This window comes from Bradyrhizobium sp. 87, from assembly GCF_023073015.1.
Lineage (GTDB): Bacteria > Pseudomonadota > Alphaproteobacteria > Rhizobiales > Xanthobacteraceae > Bradyrhizobium > Bradyrhizobium canariense_D.
Genome location: NZ_JADPIQ010000149.1, coordinates 40,039 through 59,717, shown reverse-complemented (window position 1 = coordinate 59,717; position 19,679 = coordinate 40,039). Strand labels below are relative to the sequence as shown.

15 protein-coding genes and 1 pseudogene are annotated in these 19,679 nt (G+C 60.5%); 7 read left to right on the top strand and 9 right to left on the bottom strand.

Going from position 1 to position 19,679, the window contains the following annotated elements:
* Positions 1–73: 73 nt before the first annotated feature.
* The 4 genes and pseudogenes from rclC to IVB50_RS41485 all read right to left on the bottom strand — a co-directional run bounded on the left by rclC (position 74) and on the right by IVB50_RS41485 (position 7,075).
* A complete protein-coding gene (gene rclC, locus IVB50_RS41500) occupies positions 74–727 on the bottom strand; it encodes a reactive chlorine resistance membrane protein RclC (protein ID WP_256465363.1) in 654 nt (217 codons plus the stop codon).
* Positions 728–1,415: 688 nt separating this feature from the next.
* Positions 1,416–2,612 (bottom strand): multicopper oxidase family protein, encoded by a 1,197-nt coding sequence (locus tag IVB50_RS41495; protein ID WP_247300441.1) that lies wholly within the window; start codon positions 2,610–2,612, stop codon positions 1,416–1,418.
* A gap of 903 nt (positions 2,613–3,515) precedes the next feature.
* Positions 3,516–4,115, bottom strand: a pseudogene (wrbA, locus tag IVB50_RS41490) (NAD(P)H:quinone oxidoreductase).
* Positions 4,116–6,334: 2,219 nt separating this feature from the next.
* Entirely contained in the window at positions 6,335–7,075 is a 741-nt protein-coding gene (locus IVB50_RS41485) for a helix-turn-helix domain-containing protein (RefSeq protein WP_247300438.1), read from the bottom strand.
* A gap of 460 nt (positions 7,076–7,535) precedes the next feature.
* On the opposite strand from IVB50_RS41485, the gene IVB50_RS41480 reads away from it, so the two are divergent.
* The 7 genes from IVB50_RS41480 to IVB50_RS41450 all read left to right on the top strand — a co-directional run bounded on the left by IVB50_RS41480 (position 7,536) and on the right by IVB50_RS41450 (position 14,507).
* A complete protein-coding gene (locus tag IVB50_RS41480) occupies positions 7,536–8,381 on the top strand; it encodes an amidohydrolase family protein (RefSeq protein ID WP_247300437.1) in 846 nt (281 codons plus the stop codon).
* A 16-nt stretch (positions 8,382–8,397) separates the two neighbouring features.
* Complete coding sequence (locus tag IVB50_RS41475) at positions 8,398–9,609, top strand: CoA transferase (RefSeq protein ID WP_247300434.1); 1,212 nt, start codon at positions 8,398–8,400, stop codon at positions 9,607–9,609.
* Positions 9,610–9,660: 51 nt separating this feature from the next.
* Entirely contained in the window at positions 9,661–10,833 is a 1,173-nt protein-coding gene (locus tag IVB50_RS41470; protein WP_247300432.1) for an NADH:flavin oxidoreductase/NADH oxidase, read from the top strand.
* Positions 10,834–10,909: 76 nt separating this feature from the next.
* Positions 10,910–12,121 carry an ABC transporter substrate-binding protein gene (locus IVB50_RS41465; RefSeq protein ID WP_247300430.1) on the top strand — a complete coding sequence of 404 codons (1,212 nt, stop codon included), beginning with the start codon at positions 10,910–10,912 and terminating at the stop codon, positions 12,119–12,121.
* A gap of 180 nt (positions 12,122–12,301) precedes the next feature.
* On the top strand, positions 12,302–12,625 hold the full coding sequence (locus IVB50_RS41460) for a hypothetical protein (RefSeq protein WP_247300428.1): 324 nt from the start codon (positions 12,302–12,304) through the stop codon (positions 12,623–12,625).
* Between the two features lie 150 nt (positions 12,626–12,775).
* Complete coding sequence (locus tag IVB50_RS41455; RefSeq protein ID WP_247300425.1) at positions 12,776–13,945, top strand: NADH:flavin oxidoreductase/NADH oxidase; 1,170 nt, start codon at positions 12,776–12,778, stop codon at positions 13,943–13,945.
* Positions 13,946–14,051: 106 nt separating this feature from the next.
* Positions 14,052–14,507, top strand: a complete 456-nt coding sequence (locus tag IVB50_RS41450) for a PaaI family thioesterase (RefSeq protein ID WP_247300423.1) — start codon at positions 14,052–14,054, stop codon at positions 14,505–14,507.
* 21 nt (positions 14,508–14,528) lie between these two features.
* On the opposite strand, the gene IVB50_RS41445 is transcribed toward IVB50_RS41450, so the two are convergent.
* The 5 genes from IVB50_RS41445 to IVB50_RS41425 are packed head-to-tail and all read right to left on the bottom strand — an operon-like array spanning position 14,529 to position 19,676.
* Complete coding sequence (locus IVB50_RS41445) at positions 14,529–15,389, bottom strand: amidohydrolase family protein (RefSeq protein WP_247300421.1); 861 nt, start codon at positions 15,387–15,389, stop codon at positions 14,529–14,531.
* 7 nt (positions 15,390–15,396) lie between these two features.
* Positions 15,397–16,173, bottom strand: a complete 777-nt coding sequence (locus tag IVB50_RS41440; protein WP_247300419.1) for an enoyl-CoA hydratase/isomerase family protein — start codon at positions 16,171–16,173, stop codon at positions 15,397–15,399.
* Between the two features lie 26 nt (positions 16,174–16,199).
* Positions 16,200–17,357 carry an acyl-CoA dehydrogenase family protein gene (locus IVB50_RS41435; protein ID WP_247300416.1) on the bottom strand — a complete coding sequence of 386 codons (1,158 nt, stop codon included), beginning with the start codon at positions 17,355–17,357 and terminating at the stop codon, positions 16,200–16,202.
* A gap of 11 nt (positions 17,358–17,368) precedes the next feature.
* A complete protein-coding gene (locus IVB50_RS41430) occupies positions 17,369–18,439 on the bottom strand; it encodes an acyl-CoA dehydrogenase family protein (protein ID WP_247300414.1) in 1,071 nt (356 codons plus the stop codon).
* A gap of 13 nt (positions 18,440–18,452) precedes the next feature.
* Complete coding sequence (locus IVB50_RS41425; protein ID WP_247300412.1) at positions 18,453–19,676, bottom strand: CoA transferase; 1,224 nt, start codon at positions 19,674–19,676, stop codon at positions 18,453–18,455.
* Positions 19,677–19,679 lie beyond the last annotated feature (3 nt).

Genomic DNA, 19,679 nt, shown 5'->3' with positions numbered 1-19,679 from the left:
ATCGTGACGGTGCCAACCTCATCATTCTTGCTAGTACAGCCAAGTGAGCTCAGATGTCTTCAATACACCGGCTCTACAGACGTGGACCACTACGGTGAACGGTGTGGAGCATAGCTACAGCTGATTGAACAGCGCGCTTTTGAAGCAGGTCGCGTACACAATCAACCATGACCAACCAAGAGCCCGCAAACAGCGCAACATCCTTGATTACGAGCCGGCCAGCTCCAGAGAGGTATGGAAACCCAAATTCTGCATCACCCAAATCGGGCACCCACGCCTCGGGCGTCGTGAACAAGAATGACAACGTGACCACCGGCGTCAAAAACGACATTGTGGCTCCGGCCAGTCCATAGCGGGGCGACACTAGACCAACCAAAGTGAGAAGGCCGATGATGACCTCGACGATGCCAAGGCCCTGCGAAAACGCATAAGTGTTATTGTTGGCTTGCCATTCTCGCTCGGCGGGGACGAATTGACCTTCCCGGGTGAGATGCGCCTTGTATTCTTCTGGATGCTTGTAGAACAAGCGCATGATTGGGTTATTGGCGACGAATGGCGTTATACTATCGGCTTCGTAGGGAACGAACTTCAGCGCGCCGATCCAAAGAAAGATGATCGCGATTGCAATGCGCATTGCTTGGATGCCAAGTTTCTCCGATTGGTTACCGGCAATCCAGTGGGCGACACGCAGCACTTCGACCTTGAGTTCTGTTGGCTGGTCCCTCATTGTCCGTCCTTTCGTTCGTGGTGGAGGATTAACACTCACAAAGCGCTTGAGTCTGACCACGCCCCGCAAGGTCGGCGCCTCTGCGTGAGGAGAGTACGTTGCAGCTACCGTCCCTCGCGCTGACGCTTGGTGCTGTCGATACCGAAGCCGTGCCGCTAGCGGAAGTGAATTGAATGCTGACGATCGCTGAATGGCATTCACGCGAGGTCGATGGATGGCGATTTGCCTAAGGCGACGGCAAATGAACTGCCACCGAATGTGCTCGCCTTGTCTACTTATCGTTTTCAGCTCTGATGTCTGGTTTTCCAAGTTAGTGACCAAGCCGCCGCAATCACAATGCTCGCAGGCCTACCCACTTTGCGAGAGCTAAGGCGGGAGGGATTGCAGAAATGATCGAGGCAACCACGACAGCGAAACCAGCGCTGTATGCTGCTAGAAACAGGCACTCCGTGTCGTTGATCCGAAACTAGTTTCAAGAGCCCTGCCTTTCCGCTGGTGTGGCCGATGCGCATTCATCTATGATCGTTGACTATTTTCTGAACACGGTCCTTCTGACAAACGCAATCAATTCATCCGCCAAGATTCTCCGCGTCCTAGACCGGAAAGGACGGCACCGAACTCAGGCCCATACAGCACGCGGCACAATCGGGCCTGCGGTCGACTGAACAAGAGCCTGCTGCTCATTGCATCAATCCCTTACCTCTATGACACCCATCATGCCCTTATCCTCGTGGTCAACAGCGTGGCAGTGGTACACAAAGCGGCCACGGATTACGGGATCAGTAAACGGAATGACGACTTTGATCATGCCGGGGCCTTCGGAGGTTGCAGGAGGTACTGAAAACGTGTCGCGTAGACTATCGTCGGGCCAAGCAGTGCCGCCCACGTGAGTCACGAGGAAAGGCGTCTGATGAATATGGAAGCTGTGATATTGTTGATCCATATTTAGTATGGTCCATTCCTCGGTGTCCCCAAGCCTCACGGTTTGATCTGTGCGAGCTTCGTCGGTAACTTGATCGTTGATCAAGAACACCTTCCGATCAGAGGTCCGTGAATAGCGCAGTGTTCGGCGCTGCGCGATCGGGGCACCGCGCACCTGGTCGATCCATCGGCTATCACGGATCCGCTGCTCAAGAACCACCTCTTCAACGGAGGTGACGCCACGTGCCGGTCCGGTGGATGAGACTACAGCTAGCTGGATGCTGGGTTCTTCGGATCGCCAAGCTTCGTTGCGAAAAGGAATGGTCTTCAGCTGGTAAATACCAGCGGACGGGCCGATTGCTATCGCGTCAATTCGCTCCCCGGGGCCGAGGAAGAGCTCCGTTGTCTTGCGTGGACGCGACAGCATGTGCCCATCTGTCGCCACGACGTAAAGCGGCATGCCAGCGATGCCTATTTTATAGAAATTGGAGGCACCAATGTTGGCAAGACGCCAGAACTGCATTTCTCCTGGGGTCATTTCAACCAACGGATTGAGTTGGCCGTTGATGGAGACGAGCTCCCTCCCGTCCGCGAATTTCGCATGCTTCAACAGAAGGAAACGTTCCGGCATGTCTGCCAATATCGAGAGCAATTCCTCGCTGCCATCAATGATCAGAGCGCCAGACATGCCCCCCAGTATCTGACCATTTACGGAGCCGTGCGCATGTGGGTGATACCAGAACGAGCCGGGCCCCTGACGACCGGCTGCTGGTATACGCACCTCGTACTCAAATTGTTCACCGGGTTGGACATGCACGAAGACATTGTCGCTGCTCCCTTGCGGCGACACGCTTAGGCCATGGAAATGCATGTTTGAAGGAGTGCCGATTCCAACACATACAGGGCCAAAGGAATTGCCAAGATCCGGTGGTGTAGCGAGGTCATTGCGGAAAGTGATGCGCAAGAGGTCGCCGACGCGAGCTCGTAGCGTCGGAGGGATATAGGCACCATTGTAGAGCAGTCCGTTGAATCTCGAGCTGCCGAGGCGTACACTCCCCGGCGCTGCCGTCAATGTCGCCTGCAGCACGCCGCCAGAACTACGTAGCTGCGGCGGCTTCAGCAGTGGCTCGGGCGCCGGGGCAGCGGCTTCCGAATGAGCCCGAGACGTCAACAGGGGCTTGCAGCTGACAGCAGACACCCGGCGGTAGCCGTCGAGGCGATCGCAGTTTTGATGAAGAAGCGGCGGTCGATGCTTGGGGACATCGCGACCTCTTAAGCTTATCGTCATTCGTGGAATTGGCACTGAAGGAGCGTCCCCGTTTCTGCTGAGGGTCGCTCCGCCGCGGACACTCTCCCTTGGCTCGAAAGCGCAATTCATGTCCGCTACGACCTGAGTGCGGACATAGGATCACGGCGACTTATTCGGAGCCGAGGGATCGACAATGGTCTTGGACGAGCCGCCAGGCGCGGGCTGCATATCCGGTGGTGTCCCTCCCTGCGGACTTGAAGCTGGCGCGCCGCCTGAGCCTGTAGAGTTTGGGCCCGTCCATCCTTGCGGCTGCAGCTGGCCCTTGTTGTCGGGTAGCACAGTTCGTCCAGTACTGTGCCTGGAGTCGCTCGGGCTCTTGTCTTCACTTCTAACTTGAGCCACAGCAATGTTGGCAGCAATAGCGATACAGAGCGTCAGTAGCAAGACTGGCATGTCAATCTCTGGGTTCGTTGATAAAGTACTTCATTTGACAACTTGTCGGCGCGCCCGGTGCGCTCGAGGAGGCCAGCACTTCAGAAGCACAATCAGCAGATCGGCCAGTGCCGCTGCCGCAAACGGCGAGCGCCAGTGCACAAACTCGCACGTGGCCTTCTCAGACTAGGCATGCAGCTTCATCGTAATCTCCGCTATCGTGCGTCCTTGATAACGTGCGCCGGAGAGCTCGTTTTGCGATGGCCTTCGGCTGCCGTCGCCACCAGCGATAGTACTGGCGCCGTAAGGTGAACCACCGGTGACTTCATCAAGCTTCATCTGGCCGACAAACCCGTAGTTCAAGCCCACAACCGTCATTCCAAAGTGCAACAGGTTGGTGATGATCGAGAACAAAGTGGTTTCCTGACCCCGTGCTGGGTTGCGGTCGAGGTAAAGGCGCCGCCAACCTTGCCCTGAAGCGCACCTCGAGCCCAGAGGCCGCCCGCTTGGTCGAGGAAATTTGCCATCTGCGACGTCATGCGGCCAAAGCGCGTGCCGGTGCCAACGATGATAGCGTCATAGCTAGTCAACTCCTCGATCTTCGCTATGGGCGCAGGCTGATCGAGCTTGTAACTCGATGCCTCTGCAACGTCGGAAGAAACTAGTTCTGGGACACGCTTGATGTCTACGATCGCTCCCGCCTCGCGCGCACCGATCGGCGACAGCGTTAGCGATCGTTTCGATGTGTCCATAGGCAGAGTAGTAGAGAACAAGAATCTTTGTCATGACGCTCCTAATGTTTGCAGAACAAATAAGTGGGGACGCTAGCGATTTTTGAGTCGAATTCGTACATAGAATTGCAGCGCCCCCATACGACACACTCATCCGACGCCACTAGCTTCGGCTACTCCTCGCGGCGGGGTGCAGGCTTCGGTCCGTGCGTCCACCAACTCCTTTTATGCTTCCTGATTGCGGGCGGAATTGAAATGACTTCAATAGCCAGATGCGGCCCGTGCACACAGCGAAACGCTCATAACCCAGGCGAGAGGCGGCCTCTTGTCCAAACCAGCGCTAGGAGAGATCTGTGGCGCTCCCGCCCGCAGCGCATCAACCGCCGATGGGAGGGTCGACGACTTCAGTGCCAGCTGCGGAGCCGAAGGAGGTTCGCATCGATCGGAGTAACCGCAGCCGACGATTCAACGTATGTCAAATACTTATTGCGGACTAAACCGTCTGTTCAGAGAGGGCCGATCTCAGAGGCGGTGCGCTTATCGGGGATCATCGCGTCTTGTTGAGCAGACGACGCCGTTTAGATGCCGAAAGCCCTAATATCCGCTTGCCGCCGGCCTCGTCCAAGAGATTGGTGGCATTTCGGCTAAGTTCGTGCGTCTCAAGGCGAGATGGCCGGCGAACCACCTCATAGGCCTGTGGCGCTTCAATGCTTGGGGTTTGGGGTGAGCCCACACATGCCGCGCGAGGAGGGCCACTGCTGGTGACTAGCTCCGCGATGATCCATTGTGATGCGGGGCTCGACCTTCATCCACGTCATCGATTGGCACTGCCACGGCAGATCGCGATAACCCTTCAGCACGCTTATTCTTAATCTTGTTCTTGGACCGGCTTAAACGGGAAACTTGTTCCGAAGAGCGGCGCGACCGTTGTAGCAGCCATGCTCTATGCACCACGTACGTACGGCGCTCGCGAAGCGAACTATCTGGGCACAGAATGCCATGGTCGTCCGCCAGCACCCGTTTGCTACTAACCGCCGCCAAACCTTGATGGATCATCATAAGAGGGCGGATCGTCATAATCGGTACGGAAACCTCCTTGAACCGAGGGGTCGCGGTAAATTCTTGTACCTGTCGGACTAATCAGAACAGTCGGCTTGGCAGCGCCGAAATTTGGACCCGAGTGCCTTTGGACCTTCTTTGGGACAGCTGCAGCGGAGCAGCACAAACCCAATAGAAGCCAAATAGTGATCGCGCATCTCACGGCAGTGACCTTGTGGCAAACTGATGGATGTCTCGCTGAGTTTCTCGGATCGTCGACTTGGGACAAGCAACGGACGTCACTACATGGAGTCATGAAAATGAACCTTGTTTAGCTCGGTTGGGCATGCAGCCGCACTCCCCGCCTCGTTCAGTGTAGGGAGCGGCTGTAGCCAGGGACCTTGCGGGCTACTCTTTCGTAAGAACGCGGACCCGTCATCGAAAAGCGAGGCGCCAAGCGTGAGCTCAGCGCGTTAGATCCCGCCTTCATTTTGCCAGCCGGCGTCAAAGTGATGTATATTCTGATGACTTGCGTCTTACTTGCAGCATTGCCAAACTTTTAGGCTGAATTTGCTGACGCACAAATGGCACATCTGCATCCATCCGCTGCAGTTCGTGCAGCCGGCGACAGCTCACTTTGAGTCACGTGTCCGGATTAAACACCGCCGATACGGCCGACATCATGCGATTAGATGCTTTCCTACGGGGAAGTGTGCTGCTGCTCGACCTAATCGCAGCTTTGTCCTCTCAGCGTCCCGAAGCTCCAATGCGGGAGCTTTGACCCACATTCGCAACTTATAAGGTTTGTACAATTACCTTATCAGTTGGCCAACTGACTCCATTTGCGACCAAAGCTTACCAGTTCGCAGACCGACTCCCTCTGCCAAACCTTATCAGTCGCGAACTGACTCCATCGGGGCCAGGACGCGGGCGAAATCTCGAAGCATCATCAAAACAGAACAAGCTTGGGAGACTTAGGACCAACCTGTTCGCGTGCCTGCCCGAGTCACACGGGCCAAGCGGCTGCCCCACGGGGATGCTCGATTCGTCTGGTGACGCCAGTCCCACACAGCACTCAGCATACTTCGAAGTGTAGGTATCCTTCCAACGCCGAAGGCAGTCTAATCTGATTTGGTCCTGCTGCCGCCGATGCGCCCCGGTGGTGACTTGACCGGCGGGCTCGGCTTGAGGTCCGTTTGTGTCGTGAGCAAGTTGGGCTCGGCCGAAGGGCAGACGTCACGACAGGAAACGCGCGATGCCTTCACGGATACAAGCCAAAATTTCGTCCTGCCGCTCCTCGAGACGGGACACCGGGCCGCCGACACCGAGGACCAGGTCGCGGCCGAAATCGCGCTTCGGCAGCAGGACGGCGATCACGCCAGCGTCCTGGACGATGATGTGTCTTGAGAACATGTAGCCGTCGCGCCGGATGCCGTTGACGATCTTCATCAGCGCATTCAGCTCGAAGTGCTCTTCCCGGGGGCAGACAGCGTTGATGCGGCGCAGGAGCCGCTCAATCTCGACGTCGGTATGGCCGCTGAGCAGCGTGCGTCCGATGCCGCTGATCGCAAGCGGCCGGACGTCGCCGGATTTAACTTCGAACCGCAGGCGTTTGCTGGTTTGTAACGCGTGAATGTACTGCGCATGCAGATCGGACTGCGTGCTGATGCTGACGAGCTCGTCCAGTTTCCCATGGACGAAATCGACCAGCGCAAGGATTGCGCTGTCGCCGAACAACCCGCTGTCCAGCCAGCGGCCCATCTGGGCGATGCGCATGGTCGGCATGTAGGTGCGATTGTAGCTGTCGTAAAACAGGTACCCCAGCATCGCCATGCTCTTGAGCAAGGCCGCGGCGCTCGACGTCGGATAGTCGCACTTCGTCGCCACTTCCTTCAGCGAAATCGGACGCTTCACTTCCTCGAAGTACTCGAGGACTTCAAAGATCCGCTTGGCCGATTTGATACTGGAGCTCATCATTTACACATATCTGGAATGTAATTGGCTGACAGGTACCTTGATGAGTCGAGCCGATTGCAGAAATCGGCCGCAGTCTACCCCCTCCCTCCTATGACAACAAGCATTTTACACATATATAGAAATAGAACTATGTATATGTAACATGATGGACTCAGAAACGCCCTGCCTCTAGTCTTGCAGCGGCCGGAAAGGCCGCGGCGTAGCAGCCGTTCAAGAAATGAAAAGCGCCCCGCCAAGGTGGCGCACGCTTGCAGGGAGGGCGTGATGAAGCCGGGAATGAATTTGTCCATCGCTATCGACTGATGTCGTCCGGTTCGACCTGTCTTCGCTTGGGCTCCCGCCGCTGAACCCAACCCCTTCGCGACCATGCTTCCAGAGATCAACCATCGCGCTCGGCGACGGCTCGCAAGCCATCGTGTGCAGCGGCGGCAACACCTAGACCGAACAGGGATTTGCTTCCATGAACTACCGATTGCCTGAAGGCAGCTGCGATTGTCATTTTCACATCTACGGCCCCTTCGATCGCTTTCCGCCTGGAAATGAGGGCCGCTTCACCGCCGCAAAGCCATTCACAATCGAAGACGCCTTTGCCATCTGGGACAAGCTCGGCATCACGCGCGGTGTCATCGTCCATGCGGTCGGATCGGGAGACGACAACGCCGTCACTTACGATGCGCTGCGCCGCTACCCCGACAGGCTTCGTGCCGTCGCAATCCTGCGGCCCGATGTCTCGGATCGGCGGCTCGATGAACTCACCGACATCGGCTTCAAGGCGGTGCGCGTCACCATGATCCGGCAGGACGGCAAGCCGGTCTCAACGCTCGGCACCAGCTACGACGATCTGGTCAAGCTCGCCCCCCGCATCGCGGAGCGGGGTTGGCATGCGCAGCTCTGGATCGAGAGCTCGGATCTTGCCGCCGCCGCGGCCGAGCTCGAGAAACTGCCACTGAACTACGTGATCGACCACATGTCACGGACCATGGCCGACAAGGGGCACGATCATCCGGATTTCCGCGCCTTCACCGACCGGCTGAAGACCGGGCGCTACTGGACCAAGATCTCCGGTGCCGACCGCAACACGCGCGTCGGCCGCCCCTATGCGGACACGGCGCCCTTCATGCGCGCCATCGTCCAAACAGCGCCCGACCAGGTCGTGTGGGGCAGCGATTGGCCCCATGTCGGCCACAGCGCCGAGACGATGCCCGATCTCCAGGACCTGCTTCGTCTGCTGCACGACTGCGTTCCCGACGAAGCCACCCGCCGCAAGATCCTGATCGCCAACCCGGCGCGGCTCTACAATTTCTGACAGGACCGAGGACACCTTGGACAACAACAAGAAGCTGCCGCTCGACGGGGTGATCGTCATCGACCTCGGCCAGGTCTATCAGGGCCCGTATGCCGGTTTCCTGATGGCGCAGGCCGGCGCGACCGTCATCAAGGTGGAGCCGCCGAACGGCGAGCCGGTGCGTCATCGCGCCCGCATCAGCAAGGGCAACGCCGTCCCGTTCGCAATGCTGAACGCCAACAAGCGCAACATCAGCCTGAACCTGAAGTCGCCCGACGGCGTCAGGGTCCTGAAGGAGCTCGCGTCGAAGGCCGACGTGCTGATCGAGAACTACGCCCCCGGCGTGCTCGATCGACTGGGCGTCGGCTATGCTGCACTCAGCGCCGTTAATCCGCGGCTGATCTACGGCTCGGCCACCGGTTACGGCCTGTCCGGGCCCAGCCGGGACAATCTGGCGATGGACCTCACCATCCAGGCCGTGTCAGGCATCATGAGCGTAACGGGATTTGCCGAAGGTCCTCCGGTCAAGGCTGGTCCAGCCATCACCGACTTCATCAGCGGCGTGCATCTCTACGCCGGCATCCTCACGGCCCTTTACGATCGGGAGAAAAGTGGCCGCGGCCGGCTGGTCGAGATCGCGATGGTCGAGACCGTCTATCCGGCGATGGCCTCGAACCTGGCCGATGTCTTCAACCGTAAGGCGGCGGCCCCCCGCACCGGCAATCGTCACGGCGGGCTCGCCGAAGCGCCCTACAATGTCTATCCGGCATCCGACGGCTATGTCGCCATCATCAGCGTCAACGAATCCCACTGGACCGGACTAACGCGCGCGATGGGACGGCCGGAGCTGGCCGACGATATCAGGTTCAAGACCGTGCTAGACCGCTTGAAGCACATCGATCTGACGGACCAGATCGTGTCCGACTGGTCCTCGCAGCTCGCGCGCGACGAGATCACCGAGCTTTGCCGCGTCAACAGGGTGCCCTGCGCCGCCGTTCGCGACCTGCGCGAAGTAACCGAGGACAAACACCTCCACGCCCGCGGCATGTTGCGCGAGATCTCGCATCCGGAATACGGCGACATCCTCGTTCATCGCAGCCCGCTGGTGCTGCACGATACGGCGACGCCCGAGTACGTTCCGTCCGCGCGTCTCGGTCAGCACAATGGCGAGGTCTTGTCGGAATATCTCGGCCTGTCCAGCAGCGAGATTGATGAGCTACGCCGCTCCGGCGCCATTGCACAACAATGACGAACGTCGAGGCGCGAATGCCCCGGTCCGCCAATTCAGGGGAAGATCACAATGGTCAAGCTGTTTGAAAGCATTGCATTCCGCGGCGTCGAGCTGAGCAACCGCATCGTCGTTTCGCCGATGGGGATGTATTCGGCCGTGAACGGCTACGTCACGCCGTTCCACTTGGTTCACTATGGCAAATTTGCCCAGGGCGGGGCCGGGCTCGTCTTCGTCGAGCAGACGTCGGTCTCCCGGAAGGGGCGCATTACCAACGGCGATCCCGGGCTATGGGAGGACGGCCAGATCGACGGCATGCGTCAGATCGTTCATGTCATCAAGTCGCACGGCTCAAAGGCAGCGATCCAGATCAATCACGGCGGACGCAAATCGAGCCAGCAGCGCGCGTTCCGGGGCAATAGCCATTTGACGGACCGCGATATCGAAATGGGAGAGGAAACCTGGGTGCCCACGGGGCCGTCGGATGTGGCATTCTCTGATGGCTTCCAGACTCCCATCCCTCTCAGCAAGGACGGACTCGTCGGCGTACGCGATGCCTTCGTCGCCACGGCGTGTCGGGCTGTGCTTGCGGGCTTCGACATCATCGAGCTTCACATGGCTCACGGCTATCTCCTGCAATCGTTCCTGTCGCCGCTCGCCAATTTCCGCACCGACGAATACGGCGGCAACCTCGAAAACCGGATGCGGTTTCCGCTCGAAGTGACGCGTGCCGTGAGGGCTGCACTTCCCTCGTCCACGCCCCTCTTCGTGCGCATCTCCGCGACCGATTGGATCGACGGCGGCTGGGAAATCGAAGACAGCATCATTTTCTCCCGCAAATTGAAGGAGCTCGGTGTCGATCTGGTCGATTGTTCGACGGGCGGCAATCTTCGCGCGGGATCGACCAACGCCAATCTCGGTCGCGGTCCAGGCTATCAGGTGCCGTTTGCCGAACGCATTCGCCGCGAGGCCGACATTGCGACGGGCGCGGTTGGCATGATCCGGACCCCGGACTTTGCAGAGAAGGTTCTGCAGGACGGCAGGGCCGACCTCATCTTCATGGCCCGCCAGATGCTCTACGATCCGTTCTGGGCGCTTCACGCCGCGGAGCATTTCGGGCTGACCGGTCATTTCGAGCAATGGCCTGAGCAATATAGCTGGTGGCTTGCCAAATGGGGCGGAGCCCTTCGTGCCGCCGGAGAAAGTCTGGACGGGGTCGAGCGATACCGCCAGGCGGCCGAATAGATCCGCCGCCAGCGCGGCTGGTGCCGCAAGATCAATCCTGATCTCGAAAGTCAAAAAAATTCAAAGGGGAGTGAAAATGAGAAATGTACTGGCTGCGTCGATGGTTTTCCTCAGTCTTGCTTCGGCTCACGCGCAGACGCCTGCGTCGAAGCCGGTCAAGCTCGGCGTTCTCAACGATCAGTCGGGCCAATATGCGGATGCCGCGGGGCCTGCAGCCGTTGAAGTCGCCAAGATGGCGATCGCCGATTTCGGCGGAAAATTGCTGGGACGGCCGATCGAGCTCGTGTTCGCCGATCACCAGAACAAGACGGACATCGCCTCGGGCATCGCCAGGCGATGGATCGACACGGAGAACGTCGATGTCATTCTCGATATCGGAAACTCCGCGGTCGCGCTGGCTCTGGCTGATCTGGTCCGGGACAAGAACAAGATAATGATCGTGTCGTCGGCTGGCGCATCCGCCATCACGAACGAGAAATGCTCTCCTAACACCTTCCAGTGGACCTACAACACCTACACCCTGGCGCGCAGCACCGCGAAGGCGCTTTTGGGACAGGGTGGCAACGAATGGTACTTCCTGACGGCCGACTATGCTTTCGGACAAGCTTTCGAGAACGATGCGTCCGCCGTGCTCAAGGAGTCCGGCGGCAAGGTGGTCGGCTCGGTGCGGCACCCCTTCAACACCAGCGACTTCTCGTCGTTCCTGCTGCAGGCGCAGAACTCGAGCGCCAACGTGCTGGCTCTCGCCAATGCCGGCGGCGACACAACCAATTCGCTGATGCAGGCGCACGAGTTCGGCCTGCTCGGACAGAAGAGCAAGATGAGGGTCGCGGCTCTGCTGTTCCAGATCACAGATGCCAAGTCGGTGGGTCTTCCCAATCTGCAGGGTCTGTACACCTCGGAAGCCTTCTATTGGAATCGGAATGACGGTTCGCGCGCGTTCGGGAAGCGCTTCTTCGACAAGGTCGGCCGCATGCCGACCATGGTCCAGGCCGGCATCTACTCGGCCACCTTGCACTATCTGAAGGCCGTCGAAGCTGCTGGAACCCTCGACACCGCAGCCGTGCTCGCAAAATTCCGTTCGATGCCCGTGAGCGACTTCTTCTCGGAGAAGGGTTACGTTCGCGAGGACGGCATGCACATCCACGACTACTACCTGCTGCGGGCAAAGACGGTGGAGCAGTCCAAGGGGCCGTGGGACTTCTACGACGTCGTCGCAACGGTCCCGGCCGAAGACGCCAACATTCCCCGCGAACAGAGCAAGTGTTCGCTGATGAAGAAGTCCTGATCTCCAGGCTTCGTGAAGGATCTTTGAGCGGCAGCACTGGGCTGCCGCTCAGGGCGCGGCTTCCACCGCTCGATCGGGATGAAGTGGCCGGCTTGGCTTCCGGTCCCGCAGAGTTTATGCTTATCTCGCAACGAACCCGAATTGAGGATCTCGACGACACGTTTCGGGAAATGGTGGTCCATGACCGATCAGGCGCGAGAAGCTGTCGAGCTGCTGCTCAAGAATCGTCAATTGGACAATCGGCAATCCTATCTCGTACGCGGCCGCCGGTACGAACAACTCTCCGCCAACGATCTTTGCAAGCTCTGGGCGGAGCAGATGAACCGCTGGGCCGACGACTCGATCGCGTTCGACCAGAGAGCCCTCAACGATCTTGGGGTCGAGATGGGATTGCGGGAGATCGCACCCCCCCTGGAGCAGATCGCGGAAGCAAGGCAGAAGATTCTCGCGAAATCGGGAAAAGCGTTGGCGACAATTCTTGCAGACCATCCGGACACAGAATAGCGGAGGTCAACGGTCGCGTGAACGACGCCGTTCAGCCAACAAGGTATCGTCAGCCCCTCTTTTCACATCCATAGAAATGCGATGCCGTCCCTGACGTGCATTGGCATATGTGGGCCAGCTCCCTAATCTGAAATCAACAAGGGAGGCCGGATGGACGAGACGCTGCTGTTCTCACCACTACGTATCCGTGATGTCGAGATCAAGAACCGGATCGTGGTCCCGCCGATGCTGCAATACGTTGCAGACCGCGGCTTTCCGACCCCCTGGCACATCACCAATGCGGGCAAGTTCGCCGCAGGCGGCGCGGGCCTTGTCATCGTCGAGTCGACCAAGGTCGAGCGCCGCGGCTGCGGGACGGTCGGGGACCTCGGCATCTGGGACGACAAGTTCATCGCGCCGCTTCGCGACATCGCGAGCTTCATCAAGTCGAACGGCGCTGCAGCCGGCATCCAGCTTGGACACACCGGCCGGAAGGGAAAGGCCCGGCGTCCCTGGGAGGGAGATGGAACCCTCTCCGCCCAAGAGCTTGCAGCCGTCGACGACGTCGACGGCTGGGGCCTGATCGGTCCGAGCGCGCTTGCGTTCGGCAATGGCTATTTCACGCCGCGCGCACTGGAGCGTCACGAGATTCCTGATGCGATCGACGCCTGGGGCAAGGCGGCGGCGCGCGCCGACCAGGCCGGCTTCGACGTCGTCGAGCTGCATGCCGCCCATGGCTATCTGATCCATTCGTTCCTGTCGCCTGAGGCGAACCAGCGAACGGACGACTATGGCGGCAGCGAAGCCAACCGGATGAGATTTGCCATCGAGGTCGCCGAGTCCGTGCGCGCCAACTGGCCGGCGCCAAAGCCGCTGTTCGTCCGTCTTTCGATCGAAGACGAGGCGGGCTGGGGTCCGGCTGAGAACGCCAGGCTGGTCCGCATCTTCAAGACGAAGGGCGTCGACGTCATCGACTGCAGCACCGGCGGCCTCAACAGTAAGGTCCCCAACTTCTTCCGCCTCAACGAGTACGGCTATCAGGTCCAGTTTGCGGACTATATCCGCCGCGAGGCAGACATCATGACCATGGCGGTCGGCCTCATCATTCACGGCGATCAGGCCGAAGCGATCCTTCAGGACAAGAAAGCCGACCTCGTCGCTGTCGGCCGAGAGTTCATCCACAACCCGAACTGGGCGATGGACGCGGCGCAGAAGCTCGGCGTCGATCCGACCTTCAGCGCGGTCCCACCGCAAATGGGCTACTGGCTCGAAAAACGGGCCCGCCGCGGCTTTGGCGGAAATCCCTCCACGTGGCAAAAGGGCATCGCGTCGGATAGCTGATCTCCGCCGGGCGCTGTTGTGTAGCGACATTGCCTGTGCTGATTGTTTGCGAGGCGTGCTGCGGCTCGCCTCGTGAACATCCAGCAGTTACGGGCTATCACCAGACATGTCGTACGAATACTTGATCAAGCAGACCGAGGCGCGACGGCCGGCGGCGTGGGAGTTGCTCGGCGTCGGCGCCGTTTCCTATGATCAGACACGCGATCGTGTCGTGATCGAATGGCATGCCGAGCCTCGGCATTGCCATTCCACCGAAGGACATCCCAGGGGCGGCATCGTACAGGGTGGAATCGTGACGGGCTGGCTCGATGCGGCCATGGCGACCGCGAGCCTGCTGCGCGGCGAATACCTGATTACAGTCGCGAGCCTCGAGATCAAGGTCGCATTCCTGCTGCCCGCACACCCGGGCCTGTATCGGGCTTACGGCAAGGTCGTCCGGCAGGGACGCAGCGTCGGCTTCCTGGAAGCCGAGCTGCGGGATTCAAACGACGTGCTCATCGCAACGGCGAGTTCGACAGCGGCTCTACGGCCCAAGAACCCTGCCGGGACCAGCCCCGCGTAATCCTTTCGCAGCTCTCGGCTCTCAGAAGCCGTAGAGTCTGGCCGGATTGTCGATCAGGATCTTCCTGCGGACGGCCTGGTCGGGCACGCAGCGCCTGAACAGATCCATCAGCACGGACTCCTTCGGGACGGCGTCGTCGGCGTGGCCGACGTGCGGCCAGTCGCTGCCCCAGACCAGCCGGTCGGGGTTGGCCGCGACCAGCGCCTTCATGAAGTCCTCGGTGTCCTTGTACGGGCTGCCGACTCGCGTGTTGCGATCCGCACCGGACAGCTTGCACCAATAGCGGCCGCTCTTGAGGCCGCGGTCGCAGAACCACTGGTAGCCACTGTAATTGACGGTCTTGTCTGCCATGGTGCGACCCTGATGGTCGATGACGAAGTCGAGCGGGAGCTTCTCGATTTCGGGCGCCAGTTGCTGCAGATCGCCGGTCTCGATCCAGAGCTGCGCGTGCCAACCGCGCTCGGCGATGCGCGGCGCCAAGGCCTTCAGGTCGTCCAGATTCATGCCGCCGCCCGACAACACGGGCTTGCCGTCCTGATACAGGAGATTGATGCGCACGCCCTTGAAGCCGGCATCGGTCAACTCGTCCAGCCGCTTGTCTGTGACATCCTGATTGAGGATCGCGACGGCGCGCAGTTTGTCCGGAAAGCGCTTCAAGGCCTCGAGCGTCACCTCGTTGTCCGAGCCGGCATTGCCGGCATGGACGATCACGCCGCGCGAAATGCCGATCGTCTTCCAGGCGTCGAACAGCATATCGACTGGGAACTCCTGCTTCGGAGCGAATTTTCCGGAATAGTCGACGGGGAAGCGATCGAACGGCCCATAGATGTGGACGTGGCAATCGCAACTTCCCTCGGGAAATTTTTCGAGCTTTTCCGTCATGGTGACCTCACTTGCCGGTGAAATTGGCGGACCGGCGCTCCGCCGTGGATTTGACCCCTTCGCGGAAATCGTCGGTCACGCGCAGGCGATTCTGCTCGGTGAGTTCGTGATCCGTCGCATGCTTGACGCGGTCCGCGAGTCCCACGCGCATGGTGGCGCGGGTCGACAGAAGGCCGAGCGGCGAGCATTCGGAAATTTCCTGCGCGAGCGACATCGCGGCCGCGCGAACCTGGTCCTGAGGGACCAAAACGCTCGCCAATCCCATCGCCAGTGCCTGCTCACCAGTGACGCGCCGGCTGGTGTAGAACATCAACTCGGCGTTCGGCTTGCCGATGGCCTCGGGCAGCGTGACGGTCAGTCCGAAGCCGGGATGGAAACCCAGGCGCGTGAAGTTCGCGGCAAAACGGGCCTCGGGACACGTCACGCGGAAATCCGCCGACATCGCCAGACCAAAGCCGCCGCCGATTGCCGCGCCCTGCACCGCTGCGACGATCGGCTTCTTGTTCCGGAAGATGCGCACGGCCTCTATATAGAGGTGACCGCCGTCTCGCTGGTCGCCACTGGCCGGCGCGTCCTGGGCCGGCGTATTGAAATCCGCGCCGGCGCAAAACGCCTTGCCCTGCGCGGCAAGGACGACGGCGCGGATCTCGCCGTTCGCATCGATCTTGTCGAGTGCGTCGGCGATGTCCCGAATGAGCTGGAGATCGAAATAATTCAGCGGTGGCCGCTGGATCTCGATCGTTGCGACATGGCCTTGCGTGGTAACCGCGATATCAGTGCTCATGTGGAGTCAGATTCCTTTTGTCTTGATCAGCGAAGTCCAAGCCCGCGCGCGATGATGCCGCGCAGGACTTCCGTGGTGCCGCCCTGGATTGTGAGCTTCGGCGCGATCTTGAGCTCGAAATCCAGCTTGTTGCGGAAGGCGTCCTCTTCGTCGTCCTCGAGGTCGAGCAGCGAAGCGAGCTCGCGGACCCGATGCGGCAGGCCCTGCTCCCAGACCGTGCCGAGATCCTTGACGATCGCGGCCTCGACGACGGGTTCGCGGCCCGCCTCGAGCATCCCCGCCACCGAAACGGACATGCGGCGCAGCGTGTGCAATTGCGCGACCAGCCGCCCGATGCCGACGGTCACCCTCACGTCCGGCTTGGCGCCCGCGGCGTTGGTAAGCGCAAGCAACGCATCGTAGGTTTCGAGAAACCGCTCAGGCCCCGAGCGCTCGTAAGCAAGCTCGCTCGTGGCCTGCTTCCAGGCGCCATCGACCTCCCCGATGACATGATCGTCCGGAATGAACGCGTCCTGGAACACGACCTCGTTGAAGTCGCGCTGGCCGCTCATCTGCCCGATCGGCCGGCAGGTGATGCCAGGCGTCTTCATGTCGACCAGGAACGACGTGAGGCCGTGCCGCCGGTTTTCCTTGGTCGAGCCGGAGGTCCGGAACAGGCCGATCATGTAGTCCGCGATGTGCGCGCTGCTGGTCCAGACTTTCGTTCCGTTGATCAGCCAGCCTCCGTCCGTTCTGGTCGCCTTCGCGCTCGCCGCGAACAGATCCGAGCCGGAATTCGGCTCGCTCATGCCGATGCAGAAGAACAGCTCGCCGCGGATGATACGGGGAAGCACGTCCTGCTTGATCTTCTCGTCCGCGTAGCGAATGAGGGTTGGGCCGCTCTGCCGATCCGCCACAAAAAAGCGGCGCACGGGTGCATTGGCAATCCGCATCTCCTCGGTGACGACATAGCGCTCGAGGAAGCTGCGCTCCTGCCCGCCATACTTCTTCGGCCAAGTCATGCCGATCCAGCCTTTCGCGCCGACGCGACGGGAGAATTCATCGGCATTCTTCGCGCCGACTTCGGGCCGATCGGGATCGAACGTGCCCGCTGCGATCTCGCTCTCAAGGAACGCCCGGACCTCCTTGCGCAACTCCTGGCAATGATCCGGCAGGCGCATGGCGTCGAAATGAATGAGAGACATCGCGGCTCCTTTCAGCGAGAGGCAAGCAGGGGCCAGAGTTCCCTGGCACCTCTGGCGGTGATTAACTCGCCGAGCTTGAGGCTCCAGAACGTTTCGTCACCGAACTCATCGCGCCATGAAAGAAGGCGCAGCGTGAACCGATGCAAGATATGTTCATCGGTGAACCCGATCGCGCCGTGCACCTGATGGGCGATGCCGGTTCCGACCTCGGCGGCCTCGCTGCAGCGAATCTTAGCCGCTGCGATCTCAAGCAGCGCGGCATCGTCATCAAAGCCGGTGTTGGCGATGGTATCGGCCGCCGACGCCGCCGCGGACGCAGCCGCAGCAACCTCACCGCCGAGCCGCGCAAGGCTGTGCTGGATCGCCTGGAATTTCGAGATCGGCTTCTCGAACGCGACACGCTGCTGCGAATAAAGAACCGAAAGTTCGAGGATCCTGTCCAGAGCGCCCGCAATCTGCTGCGCTCGCACAGCTGCGCCCATCAGCAGGAGGACGTCCTTCTCGCGCGCTCCCGATTCCTTCAGGCGCGCACGATGAACCGGCAGCACGTTCGCGAAACCCACGGTGTCGCGCGCGTCGCTCGCGAGGCTTTTGCCGGGCTTCAGCTTGCAATCGGCCGTTCGGACCAGAGCGATCGACGGCCCCTCGTCGCCATTGGCCAGCACGACGAGATGCTCGACATCGCTCGCGAAGGGCACCATGCGGGCTTGGCCGTTGACGCGTCCGGTCTTGTCGAGTGTGAGGTGATCTTTCGGGCGAACCGGCGCCACCGTCATCGGCCCGCCCGGCGCGGTCAGACCCGCGCGGTCTAGCAGCCACCCGGCCAGAAGCGTTTCCGCGAGTGGCACTCCCAATGCCGCGCGGCCGGCCTCGCGAATGATGCCGAAGCCATCGCCGAGCGACGCCCCTGCCCCGCCGGCGGTCTCGGAAGCCCAGGCGAGGTCCAGTCCTATCTCCTGAAGAAACAACCAAAGCGGCGCCTTCCAAGCATCGTCGCGCTTCTGGACAATGGTCTGCGGATCGGCCAGATCCGCAAGGACACGCGCGGCTGTTTCGACGACGAGGGTTTCGGAAGCTGACATCGTCATGCTCTCACTATGTGGATGGGGGGCGCGGGCCGATCACGCCCTCCCTCCGCAGCGCTGCGATCTCGGGCTCCGACATGTCGAGCATCGACGACAGCACCTCATCGGTGTTCGCGCCCAATCTGGAGGAGACCGCGGCCGGCAGCCTGTCCGCGCCGTGAATGCGGATCGGGCTGTCCGGAATGACGATCCGCCCGAACTGCGGATGCTCGATCCATTCCAGCATGCCGCGTGAATGCATGTGTCGGTCGTTGCACACCTCTTCTAGGTCGCGGACCGGTGCGGACGGCACTTTGAATTTCGCCAGTGCAGCGCAGGCCTCCTCGCGGGTGATCTTCGAACTCCAGTCCGCGATCAACTGGTCGGTTTCGTCCATGTTGCGAACGCGCGCGACCTTGTCGCGGAATCGCGGATCGTCCGCGAGTTCGGTCCGTCCGATCGCTTGCAGCAGATTGCCCCAATGCTTGTCGTTGGTCGCAATGATCGCGATGTAGCCGTCACTCGCCGGATAGACATTGTATGGCGCCGCGGAGAGCCCGCCGTGTCTATTGCCGGTGCGCGGCGGCGCCCTGCCTATGTCGTACATGTAGGCCAGGTTCGAGGCGAGCGCGGGAAACACGGCCTCCTGCATCGCCACCTCCACCAGCCGGCCGACGCCCGTGATCTGCCGCTCGTACAACGCCGTCATCACCCCGGCATAGAGGTGAATTCCGCTCATGAAATCGACCAGCGCCGGACCGGCCTTGACGGGCGGGCTATCCGGAAAGCCGGTAACGCTCATGAGTCCCGACACGGCCTGCACAGTCACGTCCATGGCCAGATTGTCCTTATCCGGGCCCGACAGTCCATAACCGGATCCCGACGCATAGACTAGCCGGGGATTGAGCTCGTGCAGCACGGACCAGCCGATCCCGAGCCGATCCATCACGCCCGGCGCGTAGTTTTCCAGCAGGACATCGGCGTCCTTGACCAGGCGCTTGAGGATCTCCTTGCCCTTCGCGGATTTCAGATCCAGCGTGATGCACTTCTTGTGACCGTTCAGCATCGCGAACGGTGCGCCCGACCCGCGACTGACGCTGTCGCGCTGACGAACCGGTTCTCCGGCAAGCGGCTCGATCTTGATTACCTGGGCCCCGGCCTTGGCCATCAGATAAGTTGCGTAAGGGCCCTGATAGACCTGACCAAGATCGATGACCGTAAGGCCATCGAGCGGAAGATTGCGTCGACCCTGCATGTG

Bases quoted from the DNA above. Each gene is read 5' to 3' on its own strand.
- rclC (WP_256465363.1), bottom strand. From the start codon at position 727: ATGAGGGACCAGCCAACAGAACTCAAGGTCGAAGTGCTGCGTGTCGCC.
- IVB50_RS41485 (WP_247300438.1), bottom strand. From the start codon at position 7,075: ATGATGAGCTCCAGTATCAAATCGGCCAAGCGGATCTTTGAAGTCCTC.
- IVB50_RS41480 (WP_247300437.1), top strand. From the start codon at position 7,536: ATGAACTACCGATTGCCTGAAGGCAGCTGCGATTGTCATTTTCACATC.
- IVB50_RS41470 (WP_247300432.1), top strand. From the start codon at position 9,661: ATGGTCAAGCTGTTTGAAAGCATTGCATTCCGCGGCGTCGAGCTGAGC.
- IVB50_RS41465 (WP_247300430.1), top strand. From the start codon at position 10,910: ATGAGAAATGTACTGGCTGCGTCGATGGTTTTCCTCAGTCTTGCTTCG.
- IVB50_RS41460 (WP_247300428.1), top strand. From the start codon at position 12,302: ATGACCGATCAGGCGCGAGAAGCTGTCGAGCTGCTGCTCAAGAATCGT.
- IVB50_RS41455 (WP_247300425.1), top strand. From the start codon at position 12,776: ATGGACGAGACGCTGCTGTTCTCACCACTACGTATCCGTGATGTCGAG.
- IVB50_RS41450 (WP_247300423.1), top strand. From the start codon at position 14,052: ATGTCGTACGAATACTTGATCAAGCAGACCGAGGCGCGACGGCCGGCG.
- IVB50_RS41445 (WP_247300421.1), bottom strand. From the start codon at position 15,389: ATGACGGAAAAGCTCGAAAAATTTCCCGAGGGAAGTTGCGATTGCCAC.
- IVB50_RS41440 (WP_247300419.1), bottom strand. From the start codon at position 16,173: ATGAGCACTGATATCGCGGTTACCACGCAAGGCCATGTCGCAACGATC.
- IVB50_RS41435 (WP_247300416.1), bottom strand. From the start codon at position 17,357: ATGTCTCTCATTCATTTCGACGCCATGCGCCTGCCGGATCATTGCCAG.
- IVB50_RS41430 (WP_247300414.1), bottom strand. From the start codon at position 18,439: ATGTCAGCTTCCGAAACCCTCGTCGTCGAAACAGCCGCGCGTGTCCTT.
- IVB50_RS41425 (WP_247300412.1), bottom strand. From the start codon at position 19,676: ATGCAGGGTCGACGCAATCTTCCGCTCGATGGCCTTACGGTCATCGAT.